The organism is Paludibaculum fermentans (genome assembly GCF_051172195.1).
In the GTDB taxonomy this organism is placed as follows: Bacteria; Acidobacteriota; Terriglobia; order Bryobacterales; family Bryobacteraceae; genus Paludibaculum; species Paludibaculum fermentans_A.
In genome coordinates, this window is sequence record NZ_JBPJAQ010000003.1 from 509117 (window position 1) to 534739 (window position 25623).

General features: G+C 61.4%; 26 protein-coding genes. 8 read left to right on the forward strand and 18 right to left on the reverse strand.

Translation table 11 applies throughout. The annotated features are described in order from the left end of the window. Window positions 1-13 precede the first annotated feature (13 nt). The 4 genes from ACR9Y2_RS36070 to ACR9Y2_RS36085 all read right to left on the reverse strand — a co-directional run bounded on the left by ACR9Y2_RS36070 (window position 14) and on the right by ACR9Y2_RS36085 (window position 2943). Window positions 14-619 carry a superoxide dismutase gene (locus ACR9Y2_RS36070; protein ID WP_435046755.1) on the reverse strand — a complete coding sequence of 202 codons (606 nt, stop codon included), beginning with the start codon at window positions 617-619 and terminating at the stop codon, window positions 14-16. A gap of 117 nt (window positions 620-736) precedes the next feature. After that, window positions 737-2179 (reverse strand): Asp-tRNA(Asn)/Glu-tRNA(Gln) amidotransferase subunit GatA, encoded by a 1443-nt coding sequence (gatA, locus tag ACR9Y2_RS36075; RefSeq protein WP_435046756.1) that lies wholly within the window; start codon window positions 2177-2179, stop codon window positions 737-739. A gap of 42 nt (window positions 2180-2221) precedes the next feature. Then, window positions 2222-2521, reverse strand: a complete 300-nt coding sequence (gene gatC / locus ACR9Y2_RS36080; protein ID WP_435046757.1) for an Asp-tRNA(Asn)/Glu-tRNA(Gln) amidotransferase subunit GatC — start codon at window positions 2519-2521, stop codon at window positions 2222-2224. Further along, window positions 2518-2943: a DciA family protein gene (locus ACR9Y2_RS36085; protein WP_435046758.1), complete on the reverse strand. Its 426-nt coding sequence runs from the start codon at window positions 2941-2943 to the stop codon at window positions 2518-2520. Before ACR9Y2_RS36085 ends, gatC begins: the two co-directional genes overlap by 4 nt. Window positions 2944-3015: 72 nt before the next feature. Here ACR9Y2_RS36085 and ACR9Y2_RS36090 point away from each other — a divergent pair, with 72 nt between their 5' ends. Beyond that, window positions 3016-3582, forward strand: a complete 567-nt coding sequence (locus tag ACR9Y2_RS36090) for a Maf family protein (protein WP_435046759.1) — start codon at window positions 3016-3018, stop codon at window positions 3580-3582. Here the strand turns inward: ACR9Y2_RS36090 and ACR9Y2_RS36095 are convergent. Continuing rightward, complete coding sequence (locus ACR9Y2_RS36095; protein ID WP_435046760.1) at window positions 3561-3971, reverse strand: EVE domain-containing protein; 411 nt, start codon at window positions 3969-3971, stop codon at window positions 3561-3563. The two genes, ACR9Y2_RS36090 and ACR9Y2_RS36095, sit on opposite strands and share 22 nt — an antisense overlap. A gap of 270 nt (window positions 3972-4241) precedes the next feature. Between ACR9Y2_RS36095 and ACR9Y2_RS36100 the strand changes: the two genes are divergently transcribed. The 6 genes from ACR9Y2_RS36100 to ACR9Y2_RS36125 all read left to right on the forward strand — a co-directional run bounded on the left by ACR9Y2_RS36100 (window position 4242) and on the right by ACR9Y2_RS36125 (window position 12194). Next, window positions 4242-4892: a polysaccharide biosynthesis/export family protein gene (locus ACR9Y2_RS36100; protein WP_435046761.1), complete on the forward strand. Its 651-nt coding sequence runs from the start codon at window positions 4242-4244 to the stop codon at window positions 4890-4892. Window positions 4893-4916: 24 nt separating this feature from the next. After that, window positions 4917-6617, forward strand: a complete 1701-nt coding sequence (locus ACR9Y2_RS36105; protein ID WP_435046762.1) for a GumC family protein — start codon at window positions 4917-4919, stop codon at window positions 6615-6617. Between the two features lie 53 nt (window positions 6618-6670). Further along, the gene (locus tag ACR9Y2_RS36110) at window positions 6671-7516 is read left to right on the forward strand and encodes a CpsD/CapB family tyrosine-protein kinase (protein ID WP_435046763.1); all 846 of its coding nucleotides are present in this window, start codon (window positions 6671-6673) and stop codon (window positions 7514-7516) included. A 21-nt stretch (window positions 7517-7537) separates the two neighbouring features. After that, on the forward strand, window positions 7538-8383 hold the full coding sequence (locus ACR9Y2_RS36115; protein WP_435046764.1) for a hypothetical protein: 846 nt from the start codon (window positions 7538-7540) through the stop codon (window positions 8381-8383). Window positions 8384-8510: 127 nt separating this feature from the next. Beyond that, on the forward strand, window positions 8511-11510 hold the full coding sequence (gene bamA, locus ACR9Y2_RS36120; RefSeq protein WP_435046765.1) for an outer membrane protein assembly factor BamA: 3000 nt from the start codon (window positions 8511-8513) through the stop codon (window positions 11508-11510). A 60-nt stretch (window positions 11511-11570) separates the two neighbouring features. Next, window positions 11571-12194 (forward strand): OmpH family outer membrane protein, encoded by a 624-nt coding sequence (locus ACR9Y2_RS36125; protein ID WP_435046766.1) that lies wholly within the window; start codon window positions 11571-11573, stop codon window positions 12192-12194. A 114-nt stretch (window positions 12195-12308) separates the two neighbouring features. On the opposite strand, the gene ACR9Y2_RS36130 is transcribed toward ACR9Y2_RS36125, so the two are convergent. The 3 genes from ACR9Y2_RS36130 to ACR9Y2_RS36140 are packed head-to-tail and all read right to left on the reverse strand — an operon-like array spanning window position 12309 to window position 15854. Then, a complete protein-coding gene (locus ACR9Y2_RS36130) occupies window positions 12309-13361 on the reverse strand; it encodes an aldose 1-epimerase (RefSeq protein ID WP_435046767.1) in 1053 nt (350 codons plus the stop codon). Between the two features lie 10 nt (window positions 13362-13371). Then, on the reverse strand, window positions 13372-13803 hold the full coding sequence (locus tag ACR9Y2_RS36135) for a hypothetical protein (RefSeq protein WP_435046768.1): 432 nt from the start codon (window positions 13801-13803) through the stop codon (window positions 13372-13374). Next, window positions 13803-15854 (reverse strand): heavy metal translocating P-type ATPase, encoded by a 2052-nt coding sequence (locus tag ACR9Y2_RS36140; protein WP_435046908.1) that lies wholly within the window; start codon window positions 15852-15854, stop codon window positions 13803-13805. The genes ACR9Y2_RS36135 and ACR9Y2_RS36140 overlap by 1 nt, the downstream gene beginning before the upstream one ends. Window positions 15855-15920: 66 nt before the next feature. Here ACR9Y2_RS36140 and ACR9Y2_RS36145 point away from each other — a divergent pair, with 66 nt between their 5' ends. Then, a complete protein-coding gene (locus tag ACR9Y2_RS36145) occupies window positions 15921-16268 on the forward strand; it encodes a hypothetical protein (RefSeq protein ID WP_435046769.1) in 348 nt (115 codons plus the stop codon). A gap of 6 nt (window positions 16269-16274) precedes the next feature. Here ACR9Y2_RS36145 and ACR9Y2_RS36150 read toward each other — a convergent pair whose 3' ends face one another. The 10 genes from ACR9Y2_RS36150 to ACR9Y2_RS36195 form a co-directional block, all read right to left on the reverse strand. Further along, on the reverse strand, window positions 16275-16940 hold the full coding sequence (locus ACR9Y2_RS36150; protein ID WP_435046770.1) for a Crp/Fnr family transcriptional regulator: 666 nt from the start codon (window positions 16938-16940) through the stop codon (window positions 16275-16277). A gap of 136 nt (window positions 16941-17076) precedes the next feature. Continuing rightward, window positions 17077-17919, reverse strand: a complete 843-nt coding sequence (locus ACR9Y2_RS36155) for a prephenate dehydrogenase (protein WP_435046771.1) — start codon at window positions 17917-17919, stop codon at window positions 17077-17079. Window positions 17920-17926: 7 nt separating this feature from the next. After that, window positions 17927-18955: a 3-deoxy-7-phosphoheptulonate synthase gene (aroF, locus tag ACR9Y2_RS36160; RefSeq protein ID WP_435046772.1), complete on the reverse strand. Its 1029-nt coding sequence runs from the start codon at window positions 18953-18955 to the stop codon at window positions 17927-17929. Beyond that, window positions 18952-19254 carry a chorismate mutase gene (locus ACR9Y2_RS36165; RefSeq protein ID WP_435046773.1) on the reverse strand — a complete coding sequence of 101 codons (303 nt, stop codon included), beginning with the start codon at window positions 19252-19254 and terminating at the stop codon, window positions 18952-18954. The genes aroF and ACR9Y2_RS36165 overlap by 4 nt, the downstream gene beginning before the upstream one ends. Continuing rightward, on the reverse strand, window positions 19251-20051 hold the full coding sequence (trpA, locus tag ACR9Y2_RS36170; protein WP_435046774.1) for a tryptophan synthase subunit alpha: 801 nt from the start codon (window positions 20049-20051) through the stop codon (window positions 19251-19253). The genes ACR9Y2_RS36165 and trpA overlap by 4 nt, the downstream gene beginning before the upstream one ends. Beyond that, on the reverse strand, window positions 20041-21255 hold the full coding sequence (gene trpB / locus ACR9Y2_RS36175; RefSeq protein WP_435046775.1) for a tryptophan synthase subunit beta: 1215 nt from the start codon (window positions 21253-21255) through the stop codon (window positions 20041-20043). The genes trpA and trpB overlap by 11 nt, the downstream gene beginning before the upstream one ends. Next, window positions 21252-21854: a phosphoribosylanthranilate isomerase gene (locus ACR9Y2_RS36180; RefSeq protein WP_435046776.1), complete on the reverse strand. Its 603-nt coding sequence runs from the start codon at window positions 21852-21854 to the stop codon at window positions 21252-21254. The genes trpB and ACR9Y2_RS36180 overlap by 4 nt, the downstream gene beginning before the upstream one ends. Beyond that, the gene (trpC, locus tag ACR9Y2_RS36185; protein WP_435046777.1) at window positions 21851-22636 is read right to left on the reverse strand and encodes an indole-3-glycerol phosphate synthase TrpC; all 786 of its coding nucleotides are present in this window, start codon (window positions 22634-22636) and stop codon (window positions 21851-21853) included. Before trpC ends, ACR9Y2_RS36180 begins: the two co-directional genes overlap by 4 nt. A gap of 43 nt (window positions 22637-22679) precedes the next feature. Further along, window positions 22680-24470 carry a TonB-dependent receptor plug domain-containing protein gene (locus ACR9Y2_RS36190; protein WP_435046778.1) on the reverse strand — a complete coding sequence of 597 codons (1791 nt, stop codon included), beginning with the start codon at window positions 24468-24470 and terminating at the stop codon, window positions 22680-22682. Between the two features lie 40 nt (window positions 24471-24510). Further along, window positions 24511-25590: a DUF58 domain-containing protein gene (locus ACR9Y2_RS36195; protein ID WP_435046779.1), complete on the reverse strand. Its 1080-nt coding sequence runs from the start codon at window positions 25588-25590 to the stop codon at window positions 24511-24513. Window positions 25591-25623: the final 33 nt, after the last annotated feature.

Below are 25623 nucleotides of genomic sequence, written 5' to 3' on the forward strand. Positions count from 1 at the left end.
CTGCGCCCGCGGGTTACTTGGTGAAGTGTTCTTCAGCCTTTTCCCAGTTCACCACACCCCACCAGTTGGTGATGTATTCCGGCCGGCGGTTCTGATACTTGAGATAGTAGGCATGCTCCCAGACGTCCAGGCCGAGCACTGCCGTCTTACCTTCCATCAGCGGATTGTCCTGGTTTGGGGTCGACACGATATCGACACCCTCGCCCGACTTGATGAGCCAGGCCCAGCCGGAGCCGAAGCGTCCTACGCCCGCGGCCGCGAACTTCTCCTTGAACGCATCAAAAGAGCCGAACTTCGCATCAATTGCGGCGGCGAGCTTGCCCACCGGGGCGCCGCCCTTGGCCGGTCCCATCACTTCCCAGAAGAAAGTGTGATTCCAGTGGCCCCCGCCGTTGTTGCGAACAGCGGTGCGGATTGCTTCCGGCACGCCGGCGAGGCCATTGGCCAACAGCTCTTCCAAGCTCTTCCCGGCCAGATCCGGGGCGGATTCCAGTGCCTTGTTCAGGTTGGTCACGTAAGCCTGATGATGCTTTCCGTGGTGGATCTCCATCGTCAGTTTGTCGATGTACGGCTCCAGCGCGTCGTGGGCATACGGAAGCGTCGGCAAAGTAAACGCCATTGTTTTTGAATCTCCTTCAACTATCCCAGATGATTGAAAAGGCTCAAAGGATGCGGGCCGATTCCCTCGAATCGGCCCGCATCCTCGACTTCTGAATTTTAGAACGAAACAGCGCTGTTAGATACTGAATCCGCCGGCCTGCTCGAAGGCGGACGCCAAGCGAAACATGCCGGATTCGTCGAAATGCCGCGTGAGTAGCTGCATGCCCACCGGCAGCCCCTCGGAAGTCCTGCCGCAGGGCACGCTCATGCATGGGATGCCCGCCAGGTCACCTGTAATGGTGTAAATGTCTGACAAGTACATCTGGATGGGGTCGTCCAGTTTCTCGCCCAGTTTGAATGCCGGGAAGGGCGAAACCGGCGTGACGAGCGCATCCACCTGGGTAAAGGCTTGCTGGAAGTCACGGGCGATGAGAGACCGAACCTTCTGCGCCTTCAGGTAGTACGCGTCGTAATAGCCGGAACTCAGGACGTAAGTGCCCAGCATGATGCGACGCTTGCATTCGGCACCAAATCCCTCGCCGCGGGTCATGCGGTACATGTCCTGCAGCGTCTTGGCTTTGGCGGAGCGCCCGGTGTAGCGGACGCCATCATACCGCGCCAGGTTGGCGCTGGCCTCTGCCGTACAGATGATGTAGTAGCAGGCCACGGCATAGTCGGTATGAGGCAGGCTGATGTCCACAATCTCACAGCCCTGTTGTTTCAGCAGTTCAATGCCCTTGTGGATCTGGTCGCCACTCTCGCTATCCAGATGCGCGAAGTACTCTTTCGGCAGGCCGATTCTCAGCCCGCGCACATCCTGCCCCAGGCTCGCACGGTAATCCGCCACCGGAGCAAAGGCACTGGTCGCATCTTTCGGGTCGCGCCCTGCAATGGTCTGCAGCAGCACGGCCGCATCTTCCACGTTCCGGGCGAACGGGCCAATGTGATCCAGCGAACTGGCGAAGGCCACAAGCCCATAGCGCGAAACCCGCCCGTAGGTCGGCGTCACGCCCACCACGCCGCAAAAGCTCGCCGGCTGCCGGATGCTCCCGCCCGTGTCGGAGCCCAGGGAGACCACCGCCGTGCCTTGGGCGACGACCGCGGCCGAACCGCCCGAACTGCCGCCAGGCACCCGGTCGAGCGCTACCGGATTGCGTACCGGACCAAAAGCGGAATTCTCATTCGAAGAGCCCATCGCGAACTCGTCGCAGTTCGCCTTGCCGACCATTACCCCGCCAGCGGCTTCCAGTCGCCGCACGGCCGTTGCATCATAGGGCGGGATAAAGTGTTCCAGCATCCTGGAGCCGCAGGTTGTGCGCAGCCCCTTCGTGACGATGACATCCTTCACCGCGATCGGCACGCCTGCCAGTGCGCCGGGTGTCTCCCCACGCGACAACTGCCCGTCCACCTCCGCGGCCGCCTGCCGCGCCCGGTCTTCGCTGAAAGTGAGGTAGGCGTTCGTCTTTGGGTTCTCGCTGCGGGCGAACGCCAGGGCTTCCTCTGTCAGTTCGGCGGCGCTGAATTGACGGTTCCGCAGGCCTTCCTGTATCCCGGAGATGGTGAGTTTGGCGATGTCCATTTCGATTGCAATTCCAACTGCTGGGTGGGTCTTCCGTGGCTGCTATCTTTCGATGATCTTCGGCACCTTGAACTGCCCTGCACCGGACAGGGGGGCATTGGCGAGCGCCGTCTGGTTATCCAGGGAAGGCTCGATCAAGTCCTCGCGCAAGGTGTCCGTTTCGCCGGAGTCGTAAAGTACCTGCGACATCGGCTCGACACCACTCACATCCAGTTCGTTCAACTTGTCGATGTGGGACAGGATGCCGTCCAGGTCGTGCGCCATGCGCGCTGTCTCTTCCGCGCTGAGTTGCAGGTTCGCCAGGTCGGCCACATACTTGACTTCTTGTTCCGTAATCTTCAAGACGCACGGGCCTTTCTGCGGGAGTTCATATAGATGCGGCGCAGAACGGGATCGGCAATCCCGTCGGCGTCATCCTTGGGCCGGATGGCCGGAGGCGTGAGGGCGAAGCCCGCTGGCGTCTCCTCCCGCTGAGGAGGTCGCCGGGCAGCGCCAATTCGGAACTCGAGGCCTTGCGGAGCGGCGCCTTCCAGCAGATCACTCAGATTCCGCAGAATCTGCTGCCGCAGTCCGTAAAGATTGCGCTTCCACTGGTCATCCTCGACCAGCACCACGAGATTGTTGCCCTGCACCGCGACGGCACGGGTGCGCCCGGCCAGTCGTTTGCCGATCGCCGCCGGCCAGGCAGCCAGGGTCAACTCCTCCTGCGTGAAGTGTTTCTGGGCCGTTCTGATTCTGGCGATGATCCGCCCGGCGCGTTCCATTCCGGTGCTTTCCTGGAACGGTCATTTTAACATGCGATGGACCTCGGGCCCCCATGCTAGTCTGGACTTCCCATGGTGGTTCTGGCTTCGCAATCGCCCCGCCGCAAAGAGATTCTGCGGATGGCGGGCATCCCTTTTGTCGTGCGTGTCCCCGGGGTGGAAGAGGTGCGGCGGTCCGGGGAAAGCCCCCATGCCTACGTTGAACGCCTGGCTCGCGAAAAGGCCCTTGCCGTTGAGGCTTCCCCCGATGAGTTCGTGGTCGCCGCTGACACTACTGTTGTCGTGGACAACGACGTACTGGAGAAGCCGGAATCCGAGGCGGCGGCGGCCGGGATGCTCGTTCGCTTGAGCGGACGCCAGCACGTCGTTCTCACCGGCGTTTGCATTCGGCGGGGCGACCGCCTGCTGACAGGGGTGGAATCCACTCTGGTCACCTTCCGTCAGCTGACGGAGGCCGATATCCAGGCCTATGCTGCGAGTGGTGAACCCTTCGACAAGGCGGGCGGGTACGCCATCCAGGGCTTGGCCTCAAAGTACATCACGCGTGTCGATGGCTGCTTTTTCAACGTGGTAGGGCTGCCGATTGCCAGGGTGTACGAGATGCTCCTGGCCTCCGGTTACAGCTTGGCCTTGGGGTAGCGCTTCTTCATCCAGTCCACAAACGTCTGCGGAACCGCCATCGTCGACAGCCGTCCCTGGCGAATTAACGCCCAGTCATCGAACAGGCCGGTGGCTTTGATTTCGGGCAAGGTGACAGGCGGATCGATCTCGCCGCTATACTCCAGGTCGACTACGGCGGATTTCGAGTTTGCCGGGTCGGGCCGGGGCGCGGAAGTGATCCTGGCCAGTCCAAGAATCTTCGATTGTCCCCCGCTGTGGTAGATGAACACGCGATCGCCCGGCTTCATCGAGCGGATCACCGTCACGGCCTGCGCATTAGTCACCCCATCCCAGGTAGTGGATCCATCCTGTTTGAGCTGCTCGATGGAGTAGGTGTCGGGATCGGTTTTGGCGAGGAAGTAGGCCATTATTTGCCACCTTTGTGCTAAGAACGACGGATTGCTCCACAGGCCAGTAGTTCCAGGACTTCTCCCTGTGGAAATTCGGACAGCCCCGTATGCTTCATCGTATCAGTGAGTTGCCAGGACCTCCCCAATGTCCGGAGCCCGGTGTGCCCACGTTGCTGTTGTACAATAGATTGAACAATAAACTGGGGCGCGTCAATGATCCCGGATTTGTGGAAGTGCTGTAGGTGGCCCCGGTGAGTGAGAGTTACGTGGTCGAGCGGAGGGTGACGAATGCGGTCGAACTGGAAGCTGTCCTTGGGACGGCTCCTGTCATTGTTCCTGATGTTGTCGGCTGGGGGGATGCTCCCCGCCCAACAGGAGAAAACCCAGGGCACGGGCAATAAGAAGCCCGCGGAACAAGCCAAGCCTGCTCCCGGTGGCGAAGAATTGAATGTTCCCGCACCGGTGGATCCGAAGACCTACAAAATCGGCGCCGAGGATGTACTCAACATTCGCGTGTGGCGCGAGGGCGACCTCAGCGGCAATGTCGTGGTCCGGCCCGATGGGAAGATCACGGTGCCTCTCGCTGGCGAAATGGAGGCGGCCGGTCTGACTCCAGAGCAGTTGACCGCGAGGGTGGCCGAGGCTCTTTCCAAGTTCCTGACCAAACCTGAAGTAATCATCTCTGTCGTCTCCGTGATGAGCAAGCGGTATTACCTCTCGGGCAATGTCGGACGTTCGGGTCCCGCCCCGCTGGTTACGCCCACCACCATCCTGCAGGCGTTGAGTTCCGCTGGCCTTGGCCAGTGGGCGAAGAAGGGCAAAATCATCATCATGCGCGGCACTGAGCGCATCAAGTTCAACTACGATGATGTCATCAAGGGCAAACACCTGGAGCAGAACATCTACCTCCAGGATGGCGATCACATCTATGTGCCGTAGGCTGTCAGCCCGGAGGAATGATTAATGACGACAGCATCCATGCAACCGACACAGGGTCTGCAGGACCAGCCAATCTCTGTTCCCCGCCGCGCACTTGATATCGAAGACTACATCGATATCCTGCGCCGGCATCGTTCCTGGATCCTCGGCCCCTCATTTATCGGGCTCGTCGTGGGCGTGGTAACTGCGTTCCTATGGCCCAACTCGTATATGGCCACGGGCATGATTCGAGTGGTCCCCCCGCAGGTCTCCTCGCGGTTGGTTCGCACCAACATCACGGAGGAGATGTCCTCGAAAATCGCGTCGACATACCAGAACATCGTCAGCCGCCCGAACCTCCTGAACCTCATCCAGACCTACAACCTCTATCCGGACGACCGTAAGCGGTTGCCGACTGAGGATGTGATCGAGAACATGAGGAAGGACATCCAGTTGGGTCAGATGCAGTCGGTGTCCAGGGGTATCAGCGGGCGGTCCAACAACGTCAGCGCGTTTACCGTCAGCTTCTCCTACTCCGACCGCCGGTTGGCGCAGAAAGTCACCATCGACCTGATGTCCCGGTTCATTGATGAGAGCATCAAGTCCCGGTCCAATCAGAACCTGATGACGACCGAATTCTTCAAGGATCAGTTTGACACCGCGAAGCGCGAATTGGAGGAGATCGACAGCAAGATCTCGGCCTTCCGCGGCAGCAATATGGGCACCCTGCCGGAACAGGAACAGGCTGCTTTGGGCCGCATTACCGCCCTCGAAGCATCCACTCAGTCGACGAACAGCGAGATCAGCCGCGCCCACCAGGACAAACTCCAGTTGGAAGCCCAATTGCGCGACCTGAGGGATCAGGCGCAGTCGCTGTCTCAGCCTGTGGCGGAAACTTCGGTGCCTGGAACGGCCAGGAACGAGCGCCTGACCGAAGTGAATCGCGATATCGAACGCACGGAAGCGACAATCGCCGCCCTGCGCGAATCGTACAAGGACACGCATCCGGACGTCCAGAGGGCGCTCGCCTTCCTCCAGACCAAAACGAAAATGCGCGACCAGATTCTGCGTGAGAGCGAAGGCGCCCGAATCGACACTTCCACCAGCCGGACGCGGATGGTCATTCCTCCCGCAAATGCCGCCAAGCTGCGCGATGTGAACAATTTGATCTCCCGGGTTTCCACCTCCCTGCAAGCCAAGGATATGGAGATCGAGGATTTGAATCGCCAGTTGGCGGATGCGCGAGGCAAGCTGCGCAGCGCGCAGGCCCGGCTCGAATCAAGCCCTTCCTCCAATCAGGAATACATCCAGCTCATGCGCGACCGGAGTCTCGTTGCGGCGCGCTATGACAACCTGAGCAAGAGCATGCAGGAATCCGCCATGGCGACGGACATCGAAACCCGAAAGCAGGGCGAACTGCTCGAAGTGCTGGAACAGCCGGCAATTCCCGAAGAGCCTTACGCGCCCAAGCGGCCCTTGATCGTGGGCGTCGGCGTGCTGCTGGGGATCGGTTTGGGATTCTCGCTGGCCGGTGGTAGAGAGTTGAAGGACACGTCGCTGAAGAACCTGAAGGATGTGCGTGCCTACACGCGCCTGACGGTGCTCGGCAGTATTCCCCTGCTGGAAAATGATTTTGTCGTTCGCCGCCGCCGCCGCATCGGCTGGCTAGCCTGGACCGCCACATTCCTGGTAGGCGTTCTCCTGATGGCCGGCGCTGTTGCATACTATTACACCTCGAAGGCATAGCACCTTGATGCCATTCGCTGAGGGAAGATGACTGATAGAAATCGGAGAGATCTATGAGCCGTGTGCACGATGCCCTAAGGCGTGTCGAATCCACCGTGATGGGTACCCCCGCACCGCCGGAGTCCGCTGGCAGCGGGAGAATTGTCAGCCCTGAGCCGGCCAACGCGTTTCGCGGCTTGCTGGACAGGATTCAGACGATCCCTTTCACTCCATCGCCTGACGCGTCGCTGCTCGACTCCAGCCGGCCCAGCGAGTCGCCCGCCGAGGAGTTTCGCAGTCTCCGTACGCGCCTGAACCACCTTCAGTCGCTCCAGCCGATCCACAACATCGTGCTCACTTCCGCCTCGCCCGCGGAAGGCAAGTCCTTCTCTGCGACCAACCTGGCTCTGGCGCAGGCTCAGCTTGAAGGCAACATGACCCTTCTCGCTGATTTCGACTTCCGCCGTCCCGTTATTCATACGTTCTTTCAGGTGCCCAGAAGCCCCGGCATCACGGATTACCTCCAGGGCAAAGCCACGCTGGAAGAGGTCGTCAAGCGGATCGAAGGCACCAACCTCTGCATTATGCCGGCCGGGGAAGCGGTCCTGAACCCGTTGGAATTGCTGAATCTCCCGGAAGTCAAGAACATGCTTGACCTCCTGCCTTCCATCTTCAACTGGGTGATCCTCGACACGCCTCCGCTGTTGTTTGCTGCCGACGCCAATCTGTTGGCCACCCTTTGCCACGGTCTTGTCATGGTAGTGCGCATCGGAAACACGACGATCGACGCCGTCACCCGCGCAATGGGTTCGCTCTGCCAGAACAACATTCTCGGCATTATCGTGAACGGCGCGCACCGCGGTGAACTGTACAGCAAATATACGTACTACCACTCGTATTACTACTCGAAGCCGGATTAGCCTCCTCCCGGGCTTTGTCTGATGACCCAAGAACCAGACGGTTCCTTTCCGCCCAAAGGGCTCACGGAGAGATCTTGCCGGCTACTCGCCGGACTGGATACCGGATTCGCGGGCGCCGTCGTACTCGTCGGCTGGTTTCTTTTCCACTCCTGGCTGACCGGTGAGTTCTGGTGGGCCAAGCTCAATGTGGCCGGAGCGCTGTTCTATGGCAGTCCGGTCTTCACAATGGGGTTTGGCCGTGCCTCCCTGGCCGGAGCCGCCCTCCTGCTGGTTCTCTATTCCGCCATTGGCGCCCTGTTCGGCTTACTGGCGCGCCCCAGTGGATTTACCCGCAATCTGCTGCTTGGCATGCTCATCGCGTTGTCGTGGCATCTCATCTCACAGCGCTATTTCTGGCGCCGGCTGGACTCTTTCGGGCCGGCCTACTTTCCCGCCCTCTCAACATTGCCGGCTCACCTGATCTATGGCCTGAGCCTGTCGAGATTCGCCAATCGCTTCCAACGCCTCGCCCTGGGCTTCGGAGACCCCTCCTGGGTCACGGCGCTGATGGAGCGGGTCAATCCGCCGGCAGACGGCACGGTCGCCGTGGAGCCGCATCCAGACGAATCTGGCGAGCCCCAGGGGCCGTTATCCACACCGGAGCCTCCTCCCGACTGTGAACATCCTGACAGCACCTCGTCCGTGCCTCCAGTCCCTGCCATAGAATCCGGCCAAACGCTTCCTCCTGAACCGTCGAAAGAGACTCCGGAAGATAGCGCCCAACCCATTTCAACTCCCGCGGAGCCGGCCACCGGGGAAGTTGCATTCACGCCGCCCAAGCACGATGCCGGCGAGGAATCTTCGCCTTCGCTGAAGTCCGATTGTTGATCGATTCAAGATTCCGCTAGAATGGAGGCTTGTGCCTGCGTGCAGCGATGTTTCTTCCATGTAACGGCGCCGGACTCCGGTGCGTCTGAGGCGAAGGCGCAGAAAGAAAGGATCTTGACTGTTCACGATGACCCGCAGGCGTAGAAGCCTGAAAGCCGTACCGCTTTGCCTCGTTGTCCTTTCGATGATCATCGCGGGCGCGGCGGGAACTGTGCAGGCAGAACCCCAAGCCGCGCCACCACCGGCGCAGGCGCCAAAACCGGCTGAGCCCAAGAAGGCAAGTCCTTTCGAAAACGTATCCCCAGCGCCGGAGGCTCAACCCCCGAAGCCCGCTGAACCAAAACCGGCCCCTCCTTTCGAGACAGTACCGGCCCCCAAGGAGGAGCCCGCCAAGCCGCCAGCGGGAACACCGCCCACCGCTGAGCCAGCCAAAGCTCCGCAAGCACTGCCCGACGTCATTGAAGCCATTGAGTTTCGCGGAGCGCGCCGCGTGCCGCAGGACACCCTGAAGGCTTTGATCATGACGAAGAAGGGTGACTATTACGACGCCGACGGTCTGCACCGCGACTTCATGCGGTTGTGGAACACCGGCCGTTTCGACGACATCACTATCGAACGGGAAGCCGGCAAGGTCGGTTGGATCATCCGCTTCCTGGTCACTGAGCGCCGGGTCGTTCGCTCGATCAAGTACGAAGGCAATAAATCGATTACCGTATCCGAAATTCTCGACCGCTTCAAGGAACGGCGCGTCGGACTTTCAGTGGAACAGCAGTATGAACAGGGCCGCGTGCAGCGCGCTACCAACGTACTGAAGGAGTTCCTCTCTGAGCGCGGCCGCCAATTCGCGTCGGTCACTCCGGAAATTCGGCAAATCCCCCCATCTTCCGTCGAAGTCACCTTCAAGATTCAGGAAGGCGCCAAGGTCAAGGTGGGGAAGATCGACATCCAGGGCAATAAGGTTTACGCGGACCGGGCCGTGATTCGGGCCATGAAGAATCTACGTCCGATTGGCGTCCCCCATTCCGTCGTCCTGGAGAGCCTCTTCGCCAAGACCTTCGACTCCACCAAGCTCGAGGAGGACAAAGAACGCATTCGCCAGTTCTATGCCTCCAACGGCTACTTCCTGGCGCGAGTCACGGATCACAAGGTGACGATGCGCGACAAGGCTGGCACCGCAATGCCGTTCACACGCGCCAAGCCCGGCAAGGTGGCTGACGTCACGATGAACATGGATGAAGGCGTGCTCTATCGCCTCAACAACATCAACTTTGTCGGTGTGAAGCTGTTCCGCACTCCGGAGACTCTCATGCGGCCTTTGTTCGGCATGGACAAGGGCGATGTCTTCTCGACAGAGAAACTTCAGAAGGGCTTCAAGAACCTCACCAAGCTCTACGGCGAATTCGGCTATATCGACGCTGTCCCGGAACCGGACTTCAATCCGCTGCCCGAGGGCAAGATCGATCTCACGCTCAATGTCGACGAAGGTAAGCAATTCTTCGTCCGCCGCATCGACTTCCAGGGCAACACCACTACCCGTGACAAGGTCATCCGCCGCGAATTGCTGGTGGATGAAGGCGACATGTACAACACGCGCCTGTGGGACCTCAGCATCCTCCGCCTGAACCAGCTCGGCTACTTCGAGGCGCTGAAAGAGAACGAATCCACCAACGTTACCCGCGATACCAAGAACAACACCGTCGACCTCACGGTCAAGGTGAAGGAACGTGGCAAGAATTCGATCAGCCTGAACGGCGGCGTTTCTGGTATCGCCGGCAGCTTCATCGGCTTCGGATACTCCACCAACAACTTCCTTGGTCTCGGGGAAACGCTGAGCCTCAGCGCCGAACTCGGTGACCGCATGAAGAATGTGACGTTCGGCTTCACCGAGCCCTATCTCTTCGACAAGCCCATCCAGGCCGGCTTTACGATCTACACGCAGCACTTCAACTACGACCAGGCCCGCGAAGTGTCGCTGTTCTCCGGCCGCAACCTGATCCCGCTCTACGACGCCCTCGGCCGTGACAACCTGTTGAACTACACCTCCAACGGCTACGGCGCCACAGTGTTTCTCAGCTACCCGCTGAAGCGTTCATTTGCCCGCTTGAGCCTGACCTACGGCATTGATCGCTCGAACATCGTTCCGAACAACAACGGATCGAAGAGCTACTTCGACTACTCGAACTTCCTCAACTTCGACGGTCCGAACTCGCTCAACGGCATTGTGACCAGCCGAGTGATCCCGGCCTACACCTACAACACGGTAGACCACCCGATCACGCCGAGCCGCGGCCGCAGCCTCTACGCCTCGTTCTCGTTCGCCGGCGGCCCCCTCGGCGGCAATGTGAACCTGATCGAGCCGACGGTCTCCGCTACCTATTTCCGCAGAGGGTTCTCACCCAAGCATGTGATCGGTATGCGCGCCTTGGGTCGCTACATCTCGGGCTATGGAGATCGTGTCGCTCCGCCTTTCAATCGCGTCTTCATGGGCGGCGAACAGGACGTCCGCGGATTCGAAATCTGGGGCATCGGTCCTTTCGCCTATATCCCCAGTTCGGCGGCTGTGAATGTCCTCAACAACGATGGCTCGGCGCGTACGCAGACCGTCGTTGTCAACGGCGTGGCCCAGACGCAGAACATCACACAGAATATCCCCATCTACCAGTTGGTGTTCCCGGGTGGCGACACGCAGGGTGTCGGCAACTTCGAATACCGAATCCCGATTGTTGGTCCTCTAGTCTTAGCTGCCTTCTTTGATGCCGGCGTGAACCGCATCAGCAGGGCTAGCCAGTTGCGGCTGAACGCCAGCCGAGTGGATACGCTCAACGGAGCGTTCCCGCAGGCTGGTTTCGACAACAAGGCCTACATTGTTGGGGAGAGTCAGAAGATCCGCACCTCCACCGGACTCGAACTGCAGATCATGATGCCGGTGGTCAATGCGCCATTCCGTCTCTACTGGGCCTACAACCCGACGGTTGTCAGGCAGTACTTTGTCCCTCCTATCGCTGTGACGCCCGCCATGTTCCCGAACTATGCGACCTATGCCTACGCATCGCAGACTTTTGCGAACCCGGCGCCCTACTACGAAAAGAGAACGATGTTCCGGTTCACCATCAGTCGTACCTTCTGAGCCTCAGCCTGACGCTGCAGCGGCATGTTAGGATCATATAGTTTGAGGAGTTTGACACAAGTGAGATTCGACGCGAAGCAGATGGGCCTCTCTGTCCTGGCCCTCATCCTGACGGCTCCGGCCCTCCCGGCGCAATCGCCCACCAAGGTGGCCATTATCAATATCCAGAGTGCCATCTTGGCTACGAAGGACGGCGAAAAGGCCCGTAACGCTCTGACCGCGAAGTTCGAGCCCCGTGCAAAGGACTTGGAAAGCCGCGGGGGCGAGTTGCAGAAGAAGCGGGAAACCCTCAACAAGGGCGCCAACATGATGTCCGCCGAGGCTCGCGAGAAACTCACTCGCGAAATCGACGACTTCCAGAAGAAGCTCCAGTGGGATAGCGAAGACATGCAGCAGGAAGTGCAGCAGGAGCAGGGCAAGCTCGTCAACGACATCGGTCAGCGCATGATCCAGGTCCTCGACGAATACTCCAAAGCCCAGGGCTTCACCATCGTTCTCGATGTCAGCACGCAACAGAGCCCCGTCCTCTGGGCCGCCAACGGTATCGACGTTACCCAGCAGATAATCGAACTGTACGACAAAAAGTACGCTGCAGGTGCTCCAGGCGCCGCTCCGGCTGCCCCTGCCGCCAAGCCTGCTGCTCCGCCCGCTGCCGCGCCGAAGAAGCCGGCTGGCGCAAAGTAAGGCAATCTTCGGATAGCTGTAGAACGAGCCCGGCGCAAGCCGGGCTCGTTCCATTTTTGGGCATCGCCCCGGACCCGATAGCGATCAGTACCGGATCCGTGCTAAGCCTCGTTCTCAGTAACCGCTGGGCACAATCCGGAAACTCTCGCGCCAGTTTCCGTTCGGCTCCACGCTTTGCAGCCCCTTGTACCACCCATCGTGGGCAGCATTGAATGCGTTGGTCGGACCGGTCATGGGTTCGAAGCAAACGAAGCCGCGTCCAGGCGGCGCATACACTACGGCAACCTCATAGTGCGGTCCGTACTCTACCGTGATTCGCTGCTTCTTCCCTTCCACCCAGAAGCGGGCCTTGCCGTCGGCGTCCCTGACGAGTCCGTCGAATACGTCGTCCAGCTTCACTCCCTGCAGGGGCTGCGGATCCTTATACGGATTCGATGCGCGTTCCCCCGTCGGAATCAGGCGGTTCGAAAGAGCCAGCCGGTCTTTCGCCGGCAGATGCACTTTCCAGTCGTCTCGCGGCGCGTCGGTCACCTGGAAGTATGGATGGTATCCAAGGGAAACAGGCATCGGCTCGGCGCTCAGGTTCTCGATCGCGGTTTCCACCTCCAGGGCGCCATCCGCTAGACGGTACGTCATTTCGATGTTATGCGCGAAGGGAAACTGCGCCATCAGTTCAGGGTGGCGCCAGAACTCCAACCGGGCGGTGAGGGCAGCACCTTTGCCGTTGGCCTCCGCGTTCTTGACGCGCCAGAGCTTGGTGTAGACCAGCAGCCCGTGGATGGGCGTATTGTCCGGCCCTGGCTTCACATTCCCAACCTCGAGGTCGAGAGAATACTTTCGACCGGCCGTGTAATAGGTAGTCCCGTCAATCCTGTTGGCCCATGGCCAAAGCAGCGGGTTCCCCAGATGGGCCGGTTTCGCCGCGAATTCTCCAACGCTGGAGTAGGGCGACCAGAAGACCTTCTGTCCCTTCACCGTCATCTCATAGGAGTTGTTACCCAGGCCCGGGGCGATGCGGACCTCGGTCGCGTGCGCCTGGTCGCGCAGGATGTAAACTTCGACGGAATCGACTGTCGTCTTTTCGATTGAGTAGTTGGCAGCTTGTGTCATGGATGTGGCGCCGAACAGGCAGAGTCCGGCCGCGAGTGGAACGAGCGCGTTGCGCATGCTCCTGAGTTTAGTTCGTTGGATCAGTATCTTCCAATGCCGGGTCCCGCAAATCCAACTTCATCGGACGTTGACAGCACTGGCAGTTACCCGGAGTCCAGGCTCGAATGGAGCAGATCTCGCACCAGTAGGTAACCATCAGCCGCTTCCCGCCACTCCAGGCGAACAGCGCCTTTTTGTAAATTGGATCCGCCTCGAACTGCGACGGCCCGGTGAAGTGGCCCATCGCCTCAAAATCAGCGTCCTTCAGTCTCACGTCGCGCAATACGCCTACGGTGGCCGAATCACCGGTCACATCCACGGCTTTCCCGTCTTTCGTGATGATACCCGGCTTGGTTCCCTCGGCTTGGCGCAACCGGCCTCGCAGAGCTACACGCTGTTCCGCCGCTTTGATCCAGAAGGGTAGCAGCGTTGTGGCCAGGAGCAGTCCGCGGCGCGTCATTACTCCATTGGATGCGGTTTGCTGCGCAAGAGTCGCAGCCCGTTCAGCGTAACTAGGAAGGTCGCGCCCATATCGGCCGCCACCGCCATCCAAAGGGTGGCCAGTCCTGCCATGGCAGCCGCAAGAAAGAGGAGCTTGGCTCCCAAGGCAAATAGGATATTGCCCTTGATTACCCGCAACGTGCGCCGCGCGTGATCAACCAGGAATACCATCCGGCCTAAATCGTTCGTCATCAGCACGCCGTCGGCAGTTTCCCGCGCCATGTCCGTGCCCTGGTTGCCAATCGTGATGCCCAGGTTCGCTTCCGCCAGGGCCTCCGCATCGGTCAGGCCATCCGCCACCATAGCGACATGCCCGTAGAGCCGCCGCAACTCGCGCACCCGCTCCGCCTTCTCCATCGGATATAGGTCCGACTCCACTTCGCTGATACCCGCGGCAGCGGCGGCAGCGCGGCCAGCTTCGCACGGGTCGCCTGTCAGCACCAGTACCCTCTCTATGCCCCGCTGCCGCAATTGTCTCAGCACGTCTCCGGCGCCTCGGCGGGGCGCGTCGCAGTGCGCCTCCAGCAGCAGGCCGCCTGATTCTTCTTTTACGGCCGCCGTCCAGCCATTGCGAGCAATGTCCCCAACGCTGCCGAGAACACTACCCTGCGCGCCGGACTCTCTTAACGTTCGGGGGGTCAAGGGCCAATCCACACCCTGTTCCCCTTTCCATGCCTGCCAGTTCCGGATTTCCTGAACCTCCCCTTCGTTCAACATCCGCTGATCGGCCGTCTCCGGTAAACCCCGGGTCAGAACACCCGCCCGCCCGAGTACAAGCACCCGCAGTTGCGCCGCCTCCTCGAGAAACGTCCCGCCCTTCAGCAGTACGCCGTGCCTGGCCGCACTGGTCAGCGCCGCCACAATGGAGACCGGCGTTGAAATCACGAGCGCGCACGGGCAGGCGATCAGTAGAACCACCATGCCCTGGTAGAACCATTCGTTCCAGCCGCCGCCCTTCCACAATGGGGGCAGCGTACTCACGCAGAGTGCAAGCAACAGCACCGCCGGTGTGTAGTATCGCGTGAACCGTTCGACAATCTGTTCACTGGGGGCCCTTCTGGAGTGCGACTCCTCCACCATGCGAATCATCCTCGCCAGTGTGCTGTCCGCGGCCTCCCTGCTGGTCTCCACATCCAGAGTGCCGCTTTCATTGATGGTCCCCGCGAAAACTTCCTCCCCCGGTCGCTTTTCCACCGCTACCGATTCGCCGGTGATCAGTGCCTGATTGACGAACGAGACACCCTCCACTACCTTGCCGTCCGCCGGGATCCGCTCGCCCGCCCGCACCCGAACCCGTGCTCCCACCCGGATTGTCTCCACGGCCACCCTGTGTTCGTGGCTCCCGTGGATCACTGACGCCTCCGGCGGAGCCACCGCCAGCAGACGCGCAATCGCATCCCGCGCCCGGACCATGCTCCAATGTTCCATCCGCCCCGCCAAAGCGAAAAGGAAGGACAGCGTGGCTGCTTCCGTCCATTCGCCCAGAATGCTCGCGCCGGCCACGGAAAGCAGGACCAGCAGGTTCATGTCCGCCCGCAGCGCGCGCAGCGCAGCCCATGCCTTGGGAAACGCCGGAATGGCGCCCGCGCAGATGGCCGCCCAGAAACAGATTTGTACCGGCAGTGGCAGGTGGTGCCCGGAATGCTCGTGCACCAGTACGGCATGCACCAGGTCACCCGATGCCCAGGCTTCCAGCGCCATTCCGCAGGCCAGCGCCAATCCGCTGCCCCAGGTGTAAATCACGGCGTGATCGATCCTCGAGGATTTCGCCCCCGGGTTGACCGCCCGCGTCCACTTTTCACACCGCATCCCAATCGAGGCAACAGCGGACTCAATCTCTTCCGGTGAGGTCTTCTCGGACGAGTACTCGACGTCCATCCGCGCCTGCACGACATCGAAACGCAGGTCGCGCACTCCGTTCACCCGGCTGAGCCGTGAACGAAGCAGGGACACTTCCTGCGCACAGTCCATCCCGTGAACGCGATACTGGGTCGTCTTGTTAATGAGAATCTATCCTCAATAACATTGTAGCCGAACTGGTCGCGACCTGGGTAACAATGGAGGAAGAGCGATACGATGGCAGCGCACAAGATCCACGGCAATCATTCCCATGTGCACGGCGAGGATTGTGGACACACGGCAATCCGGCATGCGGGTCATGTCGATTACCTGCACGACGGGTGCCTGCATACCGCGCATGGTGATCACTTTGACGAATGCCGCATCCAGGTCTCAGGGGACAATCCGGACGCGTGCACGCCGCAGCATTCGTGCACGGGGCACGATCCGGACCACCGCCACGGCGTGGGCTGCGGGCACGAGCCCGTGCCTCATGGTGACCACGTCGACTTCCTGGTCGACGGCCACCTGCATCATCCGCACGGCTCGCACTGTGATGATCACGGCGCGGTCGAGCTCACCTGATCGCGACTAGTCGTCTCCGTTGCTAGAGAGCAATTCCCGCAATAGGTTCAGGTCGGGGATGCTCACACGGTTCTTGCCCAGCCGCACCAGGTCCAGCTTCTCCAGTCGATTGAGCTGGGTCGAGACAGTCTCCCGGGTCGATCCCGCCAGGCCGGCGACCTGGATTTGCGAGATTCCGATGTGCGCCTGCATGGCGTCACCCGCCGGGGCAGGGAAAACCGTTGCCAGCTCGAGCAGGGCAGACACCAGTCGTTGCTCCACCCCCATTTGCGAATGCTGGCTCATGCGCGCCAGCAACGACCGGCGCTGCGTCGCGAATCGTTCCGCGAGCCATAGCGCCACGTTGGGGTCTTCCGTCTTTGCTTTCAGAAGGTTCGACCGCTTGATGCGCCACACCAGGGAGGGGTCCATCAGCGCGGCGCTGGTTTCCCGCTTCCGCCTGCCAAAGACCGCCTCATCGCCCAAAACTTCTCCGGGATGGACTAGCGTCAGGACATACTCAAGGTTGCCGCGGCGCTGTTGAAACAGCCGCGCCGCCCCGCTTTCCACAAAATAGAAGCTGTCCGCGGCGTCGCCCGCCTGGTAGAGGGCAGAGGGGTATTTCCACGACGCCAGACGCTCTCCATCCATCGCCTGCACGAATTGCAAACCTGCGTGAACACTGGGTTTCATGAATCAGAACTGCGAAGCTGAGCGAGATTGGCCGCTTCGACAGGCGGCTGGTTAAAATCTAAGAGCCATTATAGTCGAAATAATCGAGGCTGCTAATCGGGGGTCGATTATTTTGCCGCCTGTTCGCTTTTGGCGGTCAGCGCGTATTGCGCAGGCGGAGGGCAAATTCTTTACCCTGCGCGAAGTCTGCTTCCAATTCAGCCCCGGCGTAGCGGGCCCGCAGGGCTTGCGCGTCAGCGATAAACAGGTCGAGGGCTTCCAAAATAGAGGGCCGATTGGTCTCCAGAATATCGTGCCATATATCCCAGCCGCTGAGGGCGAGCCGAGTGGAATCTACCAATCCGGGTCCTGCCGCCGCGGCAATTAGTTCTGATTCAGAATGTCGGCCTAAAGTTCCAGAGAGCGTTGTAGATAACAACTGTGGCAAATGCGAAGAATGAGCTACTATCCGATCGTGCTGGGCCGGCGACAGGACCCGCGGAACTGCGCCGATGTCGCGAATCCAGCCTAGGAATTCACGAGCCGCCGGCGTCTCCAGGTCTCCTTCGGCCGCCGGGGTCAGAAGATAGGGCCGGCCGGAGAACAGTTGTCCCTCCGCCGCCTGCACGCCGCGCGACTCTTTGCCCGCCATCGGATGTCCACCCAGGAACTGAGCCCCGCGCAGTTTTGCGCCCGCCGCCGCGATCTCCCGTTTTGTACTGCCGGCATCAGTGATCAGCGCGCCTTCCCTGGTGCAGGCGTCCAGCTTGGGGATGGTCTCCAGGATGGAGTGAATCGGTCCGGCCAGATAGATCAGGTCCGCTTGCCGGCAGGCCTGCTCCAGCGGCAGGCCTTCGTCGATAATCTGGTATTTGAGAGCTTGGGCGATGGTCCGTTCCGAGCTCACTCCAATGATTCTGCCGCCGAATCCAGCCTGTCTCAGCGCCAGGGCGAACGAGCCGCCAATCAGACCAACCCCGACTATGGCCACCGTCTCCATGACGTGCCTAGATCGTCCTTCCAACGGCGGGCGCGATGTTATGAAGCTGTGCCATCAGCTCGGCAAACTGCTCGGGATTCAACGACTGTGCGCCGTCCACCAGGGCTGCATCCGGATCCGGATGCACGTCGATCAACAGTCCGTCCGCGCCAGCGGCCACGGACGCCCGCGCCATCGGCGTCACCTTGTCGCGCCGCCCGGTCGCGTGCGAAGGATCGGCCATGATCGGCAGGTGGGACAGCTTGTGCGCCACCGGAATGGCCGAAATGTCCATCGTACTGCGGGTATCGGCCTCAAACGTCCGGATGCCCCGCTCGCAAAGCACGACCTCGTAGTTGCCGCCCAGCAGGATGTACTCAGCCGACAACAGCAGCTCCTCCATCGTCGAGGCCACACCTCGCTTCAGCAGCACCGGCTTGCGTACCTCGCCCAGGCCGCGCAGCAGCACGTAATTCTGCATGTGGCGCGAACCGACCATAAACATGTCTGAGTAGGCATCCACCAGCTTGAGCTGCGACAGGTCGATCACTTCGGAGACGACAAACAGGCCAAACTCGTCCGCAGCCTGCCGCACGAGTTTGAGACCGTCTTCGCCCAGGCCCTGGAACTGGTAAGGAGAATTCCTTGGCCGGAATGCGCCCGCCCTCAGGAACCGCGCCCCTGCCTTAGCCACAGCCTCCGCTGTCCGCCGCACCTGGTCTTCGCTCTCAACGCTCGGGGGCCCCGCCATCACGACGACCTTCTGGCCGCCGATTTCCACGGTCCCTGCTCCTGCTCGCTCCAGCCTCACCACAGTGCCTTCCGGCCGGAAACGCCGGCTGGCCAGCTTGTAAGGCGACATCACCCGCAGGCACTCTTTCACCCCGTCCATCACCCGGAACTCTTCCGGATCCACCACTTCGGCCGGACCAACACCGCCCAGGACCGTATGCACTACGCCCGTCGAACGGTGCACGGAGAATTCGAGGTTCACCAGTTTTGTGATGACGTTCTGAATCTGCTCCTCGGTTGCGCCCTGCTCCATCACGACGATCATTTGGTTTTGTCCCTTTCCATGCGCTCGCGCTGAAGGGTACGCATCTCATCGATGATGCGCTCGAACAGCCGTCGCACCGCGCCCTCAGAGAGAGGGCCGCAGTTGCCCTGCAACACGTTGCGGAATACTTCATCTTCCCGCTTTGGCTCATAGATTGGCATGGTCATCGTCTTCTTGATGTCGCCAATTCGGGAAACCACGTCGGCCCGCTCGTTGAAGAGGGCCAGAATTCTCAGATCGACGTTGTCGATCATACTTCGCAGGTCAGCTAGCGCGGCCTGTGCTTCTTCATTTGTCATAGCCGCCCGCTCAACCCCCGCGTGAATGACTCCAACTGCGCCGCCAGGTCGGCCGAGGCGCCGTACTGCTCCACCACCCGCATCAGGGCGCTGCCCACCACTACACCGTCAGCGTAGCCGCCAATCGCCTCCACGTGCTCGCGCCGCGAAACCCCGAAGCCCACCGCCAGTGGCAGCGGAGTCAAGGCCTTCAACTGATCCACCAGTTCGTGCACGCCGCCAGCGACCGTTGCCTGCTCACCCGTCACGCCCGTCCTGGAAACGACATAGACAAAGCCCGTCGAATACTCAGCCACCAGTTTCAGCCGGCGCTCCGTGCTGGTCGGCGCGGCCATGAAGACCGTATCCAAGCCATGCGTCTTCATTGATGCGACAGTGCTGTCGGCCTCTTCCACGCTCAGGTCCGTGAACAGGCATCCATCGATCCCAGCCGCCTGCGCATCGGTGCACAGCCGGTCGAAACCGTAGCGCAGCAGCGGGTTCATGTAGCTGAAAAGGACGATCGGCATCTCACTGTGGGCCCGGATCTCCCTGGCCATCGCCAACACCCGTACGACCGTTGTTCCGGCGTGCAGGGCCCGGTCCGACGCATGCTGGATCACGGGTCCGTCCGCGATGGGGTCGGAGAAGGGAACACCCAGTTCCAATACATCCGCGCCGCCGCGCTCCAGCGCCAGCGCCAGTTCCACTGTCCGGTCGGGGTGTGGATCCCCAGCTGTCAGGTACGCCACCAGCGCCGGCCGGCCAGCCTCTTTGCACGCCTGAAAGCAGCGTGCGATCCGTTCACTACTCGGCATCGTCTTTGTCCAGTTCTGGGAAGTTCTCGCGGTAGATGTCCGTATCCTTGTCGCCGCGCCCCGAAAGATTGATCAAGTACACCTGGCCCTGGGCCGCCGGCGCCCTGCGCAGCGCTTCCGCCACCGCATGCGATGATTCCAGGGCGGGGATGATCCCCTCCGTCCGCGCCAGGGTCTTCGCTGCATCCAAGGCGGATGAGTCCGTCGCGGAGACATACTCCGCCCGGCCCTGATCGTGTAGCCATGCGTGCTCAGGCCCCACCAGGGCGTAATCGAGACCGGCGGAGACCGAATGCGTCAAGGAGACCTGCCCGTCGTCGTTCTGCAGCAGGTAGCTGTATGCCCCCTGCAGCACACCCGGAGATCCGCCCGAGAAGCGCGCCGCGTGCTCACCCAGTTTCCCGCTGCGTCCGCCGGCTTCCACGCCGACCAGCTTCACCCCGGCATCCCCGAGGAAGGCCGTGAATACTCCAATCGCGTTCGAACCGCCGCCCACACACGCGAAGATCGTGTCGGGCAGACGGCCTATCCGGTCCAGAATCTGCGCCCTCGCTTCGTCGCCCGTGCAGCGGTGGAACTCACGCACCATCATCGGGTAGGGATGCGACCCCAGGGCCGAGCCGAGCAAATAGTGTGTGCCCGACACGTTCGTTACCCAGTCGCGCATCGCCTCACTCACCGCATCCTTCAGCGTCCGGCTGCCACTGGTCACGCTCACCACCCGGGCGCCCAGCATCCTCATGCGGAAGACGTTCAGCCGCTGCCGGCGCATGTCCTCTTCGCCCATGTAGACGACGCATTCCAGCCCGAACAGTGCGCATACCGTAGCGGTGGCCACGCCGTGCTGTCCCGCCCCCGTCTCCGCGATGATCCGCTTCTTGCCCATGCGCCGAGCCAGCAGGATCTGCCCCAGGCAGTTGTTGATCTTGTGCGCGCCCGTATGCAGCAGGTCTTCCCGCTTGATGAAGATCCTGGCCCCGCCCAGAGTCTCGCTCAACCGCTTGGCTTCATACAGCGGCGTCGGACGTCCGGCGAAGTTCGCCAGAAGATCCCGCAACTCAGCCCGGAAGCCCTCGTCCTGCTGGGCTTCGTGGAATGCCCGCTCCAACTCCTCCAGCGGAGCCATCAGCGTTTCCGGAACATAACGCCCGCCGTACGGCCCGAAATGGCCGCCGGCATCCGGTGTTTGTGTTGTTGTGCTCATAATCTCGTTTGCCGCACCGCAGCCAGGAAACTGGAGACCTTTCCATGGTCCTTCCGTCCTGGCGCCAGCTCCAGTCGGGAACAGGCGTCCACGCCCCACGGCCGCACCTGTTCAATCGCCTCGGCCACATTCTCGGGCCCCAGCCCGCCTGCCAGCACGATCCGGCCCGGCAAGTTCATGGCGAGCGACCAGTCGAATGTCTTCCCTGTGCCCCCGCGCAACGCTCCGCTGGGCGTATCGATCAAATAGGCCTCCGCGCCGCCTGCCTCTATTCTCTCCCTCAGGCCTTCGCTCGCGGCAGACCATGCCTGCCACAGCCGCAGCCCATCCAGTTCCACAGGCAATCCATGCAGCTGGGCGACATCCAGTCCCGCCACCTCCACGACCTCGCGCACGTGGGCAGCATTCGCATCGACGAAGACGCCGACACATAATACCCGGCCGGCCAGCGCATCCGTAATCACCCGGGCCGCAGCCGGAGCAATATAGCGCGGGCTGCCCGGCCAGAAGTTGAACCCCAACGCATCAGCGCCGGCCTCTACCGCCTGGAGCGCATCTTCCAAGCTGGTGATGCCGCAGATCTTGACGAAGACACTCATCCGATCAGCGCCTTCAGCGCCGCCGTCGGATCGTTCGATTTCATCAGATGCTCGCCCACCAGGAAGGCGCGAAAACCCGAAGCCGACAGCCGCTCGATATCGGCCCGCGAGTGGATCCCGCTCTCCGCCACCTTCAATATGCCGTCCGGCATGCGCGCCGCCAGCCTTTCGCTGGTTTCCAGGTTCACTTCAAAGGTGCGCAGGTTGCGGTTGTTCACCCCGATGATCCCGGCGCCGCTCTCCAGCGCCTTGTCGAGCTCTTCCTCGTCGTGCACTTCCACCAGGCTGGACAGCTCAAACCGCGTCGCCAGTTCCCGCAGGTTCCTCAGTTCGTCCCGCGTGAGGATCGCCGCGATCAGCAGAATCGCATCCGCGCCACTGGCCGCCGCCTCCAGGATGTCGATCTCATCGATCGTGAAGTCCTTCCGCAGTACCGGCAGGACCACTGTCGCCCGTGCCGTCTTCAGGTCGCTGAGGGACCCCTGGAAAAACTGCTTGTCCGTCAGGACCGAGAGCGCGGCCGCGCCACCCTCGAAGTACTGTTTGGCCTGCAGGCCCGGGTTGAAATCATGGCTGAGGACACCCTTGCTGGGCGACGCTTTCTTGATCTCTGAGATGATGGCAGGCTGTTTCTTCTCCAGGGCCTGCCGGAAATCGCGCCTCTGCCCTTTCTGGAAGTTGGCACTCTGCTCGATACTCCGGCGCAGCTTGCTCTTCTCAGCGACTTCTTGGCGCTTGACCTCGACAATGCGGGCGAGGATGTCAGGAATAGATGCGGACATCAGGGGAATCTCCTACGATATCAAATGCTTGGAGACGGGGCGGCTACCGGAGGTTCCAGCGCAGCCCCAATCGCCAAAGCCGGGGAGACCCCGTCAATACCGTCGGGCTGAATCCCACCGCATACTCGCGGTTCAGCGCATTCTCCAGGGCGAATGTTGCCGTCACATTGTGCGTCAGTTGCTGCCGCACGGCCGCGTGCAGCACAGCGAAACCCGGCAGCAGGAACGAGTTTCTATCGTCTTCAAACTGCAGGCCCGCGGCTCGCAGGCCGCCGCTCACCAGCGTCCGGCCCCGCATCCACGTCAGCAGGGCGGAGCCCTGGTGTTTCGGGATCTGGGGGATCCGCTCACCCGTCGCATACCGCGAATCAGCCAGTAGATAGGATGCTTCGCCACGCCACGCGCCCCAACGGTGCGAAGCTGTAGCCTCGACACCCCGTGCCGTCGCGTCGGCGGCGTTGAAACGCTGCCTGGTAATCAGTGTCGGAGTCACGGAAAGAGTCACGTTGGTGACCAGGCCGTCCAGGCGGTTGTCGAAGCCCGTCACTGAGATCCGCGTCGTTCCAGCGTTGAAGTCGGCGCCCGCTTCCACTCCTCGCAACGACTCCGGCTGCAGGGCCGGATTCGCAAGCGTCAGGGCGTTGCCCACCCGGAACTGGCGGTAAAGTTCGTTCAGGGTCGGTGCCCGGAACGCCCGGTACGCGCTTGTGCGGAATCGCCACCGCTCCAAGCCCACCGTCACTCCGCCGCTCGGGCTCCAAAAAGCCGTCCCGTTGCCGGCGTCGCTCCCCCGCAAGCCACCGAAGAACTTCAGGATTCCAAGGGTGAGGTCGCCCTGGCTGAAGAGTCCGTACTGCAACTGTGTGCCGCCGCCCACGCGCGAGCCTGTGGGGTAGACCCGTTCCAGCGAATAGCCTTCCGAACGGTTGAAGTCGCCGCCCGACAGCAGGTTCCACTTCGCGCCCGACTTCCGCCACAGCCCCGCACCGCCGGTTGACTCCGCCGGGACGCTTTGCCGCAGGGTCAGCGATTCCGTCAGGCGCCCTGCCCCAATCGAGGAGAAGGTCGCGTGGAACTCTTCCCGGTTGTGATAGCCCAACAGCGTAAAGGTCGAGGAGCCTTGTTCGCGCGTGTAGTTCGCGGATATCGTGCCCAAAACGGTCGAATTCTGTGTGAGCGTGGTCCCGTTGTCCCGCTCTTCGCTCAGCGCATCCACCCGCAGGAACAGCTTGTCGTGCTGGGTGAAGTAATCAGCCCGGACCGTCCCGGTCGCGAACTTGACGTTCGCTTTCGTGTCGATCGCCCCGCGCGCATAGGCCGGCACGATGTAATACCCGTCTGTGGTGAAGCCGCGTCCGTTGCCGGAGATCGCCCAGCTCTGCCCCAGGTAGATCGAGCCTGCACCTTCCACCATGTGGCTCTGCTGGTTCCCACCCTCATAGCCGAACCAAGCCCGGGTCTTCTGCGGTTCCTTCGAGAACAGGGTCACCGCGCCGCCCATCGCCTTGTCGCCAAAGACGCTCGTCGAGGCCCCGCGAGACACCTCTACGCGTTCTAACTCCTCTGGATTCACACGCGTCCAGTAAATCCATCCACCGAACGGGCTGTTCAGCGGCACCCCATCCCACAGCACCACGCTGCGGCTGGCGCCGCTCGAGCCAATCCCCCGCAGGCTCACACCCTGTGTCGTCGGATTGGCCACCAGGGAAGAGGACCGCCGGAACAGGGAGAACCCAGGCACCAGCCGCAGCCGGTCATCCATATTGATGCCCGGAGCCTGCTGCACCTGCAGTGAATTCAAGACCGTCAACGCCGCCGGAGCCTCTGTGCTCACCCGCTCCGTCACCGTGATCGATGTCTTAATTGGTTCTGAATCAGTCTTTTGCTGTGAATGCCCAATGGTCGGGAGCCAGAATGCGAGCGTTGCTCCAATCGCAATCTTCCAGCCGGCGCGGCGATGAGGTAAAGACGATGGCAACACTCTCTTCTTCCAGGTTCCTGAGGGGAGCGGCCCTGTGTCTGCATTCCACCAGAGCCAGATACTTTAGGATAACGTACACGTCACCCTCGACCGGGGTCAGCAATTCAAAGTCCTGGGTCCGGAACCGGACCCGCGCTCCGCTCTGAATGCAGCGCCACGCCAGGAACGCGCAGAACTCCACCGCCTGCTCGAACCATTCCTCCCGTTCGCGTGGCACTTCCAGGTCCAGGAACAGGGTGATCAGGTGCTCCTGCTCGCGGGCGAACTCCCGCACCTGCAGTTCACCGGTATGCGCCGTGGCGCGCCAGTCGACGTGCCGGGCGCTCTCCATCATCTCGTAGGGACGAATCCGGTAGAAGTCATGCCCGCGCCCCCGAAATCGAGTCTCCGCTTCCCCGTTCACGTCGGCTACAATCTGCTCAAATCCAGGTTGCGGTTCCAGGGAAGGATAGACCAGCACATCCCGCTTCATCGTGACCCGGGCCCGGCGCTCAGCGAAACCGAACGGAAACCGCGAGGAAAACAGGAAGCTATCTTCCGTTCGCAGGCCCCGCCGTCCAAACCGCACATCCACGGTAGTCTCAATGGAGCCGCCGCCCGGGATCACGGGAAAGTATAGGTCCGTTGTGAAGACACTGTCTTCCACCCCCACCAGCCGGATGGAGAACGAGGGCATCCAGTTCTTCTCGTTGCGCAGCACCACCTTTGCGGCGACTGGCCGCTTGGCTGCAATATGGTCCGGAAGCTGAATGTCGAGTTCCAGCCCGGCAATCCCGATGCGGCTCACGAAACTGCTCACCAGCAGGGTAGCTAGCATGGCGGCCAACATCAGGAACAGCAGGTTGTTGGCCGAGGCGAAAGCCGCAAACCCGGTCAGCGCCAGGGCAAGCAGGAAGACCAGGCCCGTGGAGGTCACGCGCTCGCGAACCCGAGCCTCCAGCCACTGCTTAAGCTCTATCCGCTTCCTTCGCATCGAAGATCGCATCGCTGGTCTTGTCCGGCCGGG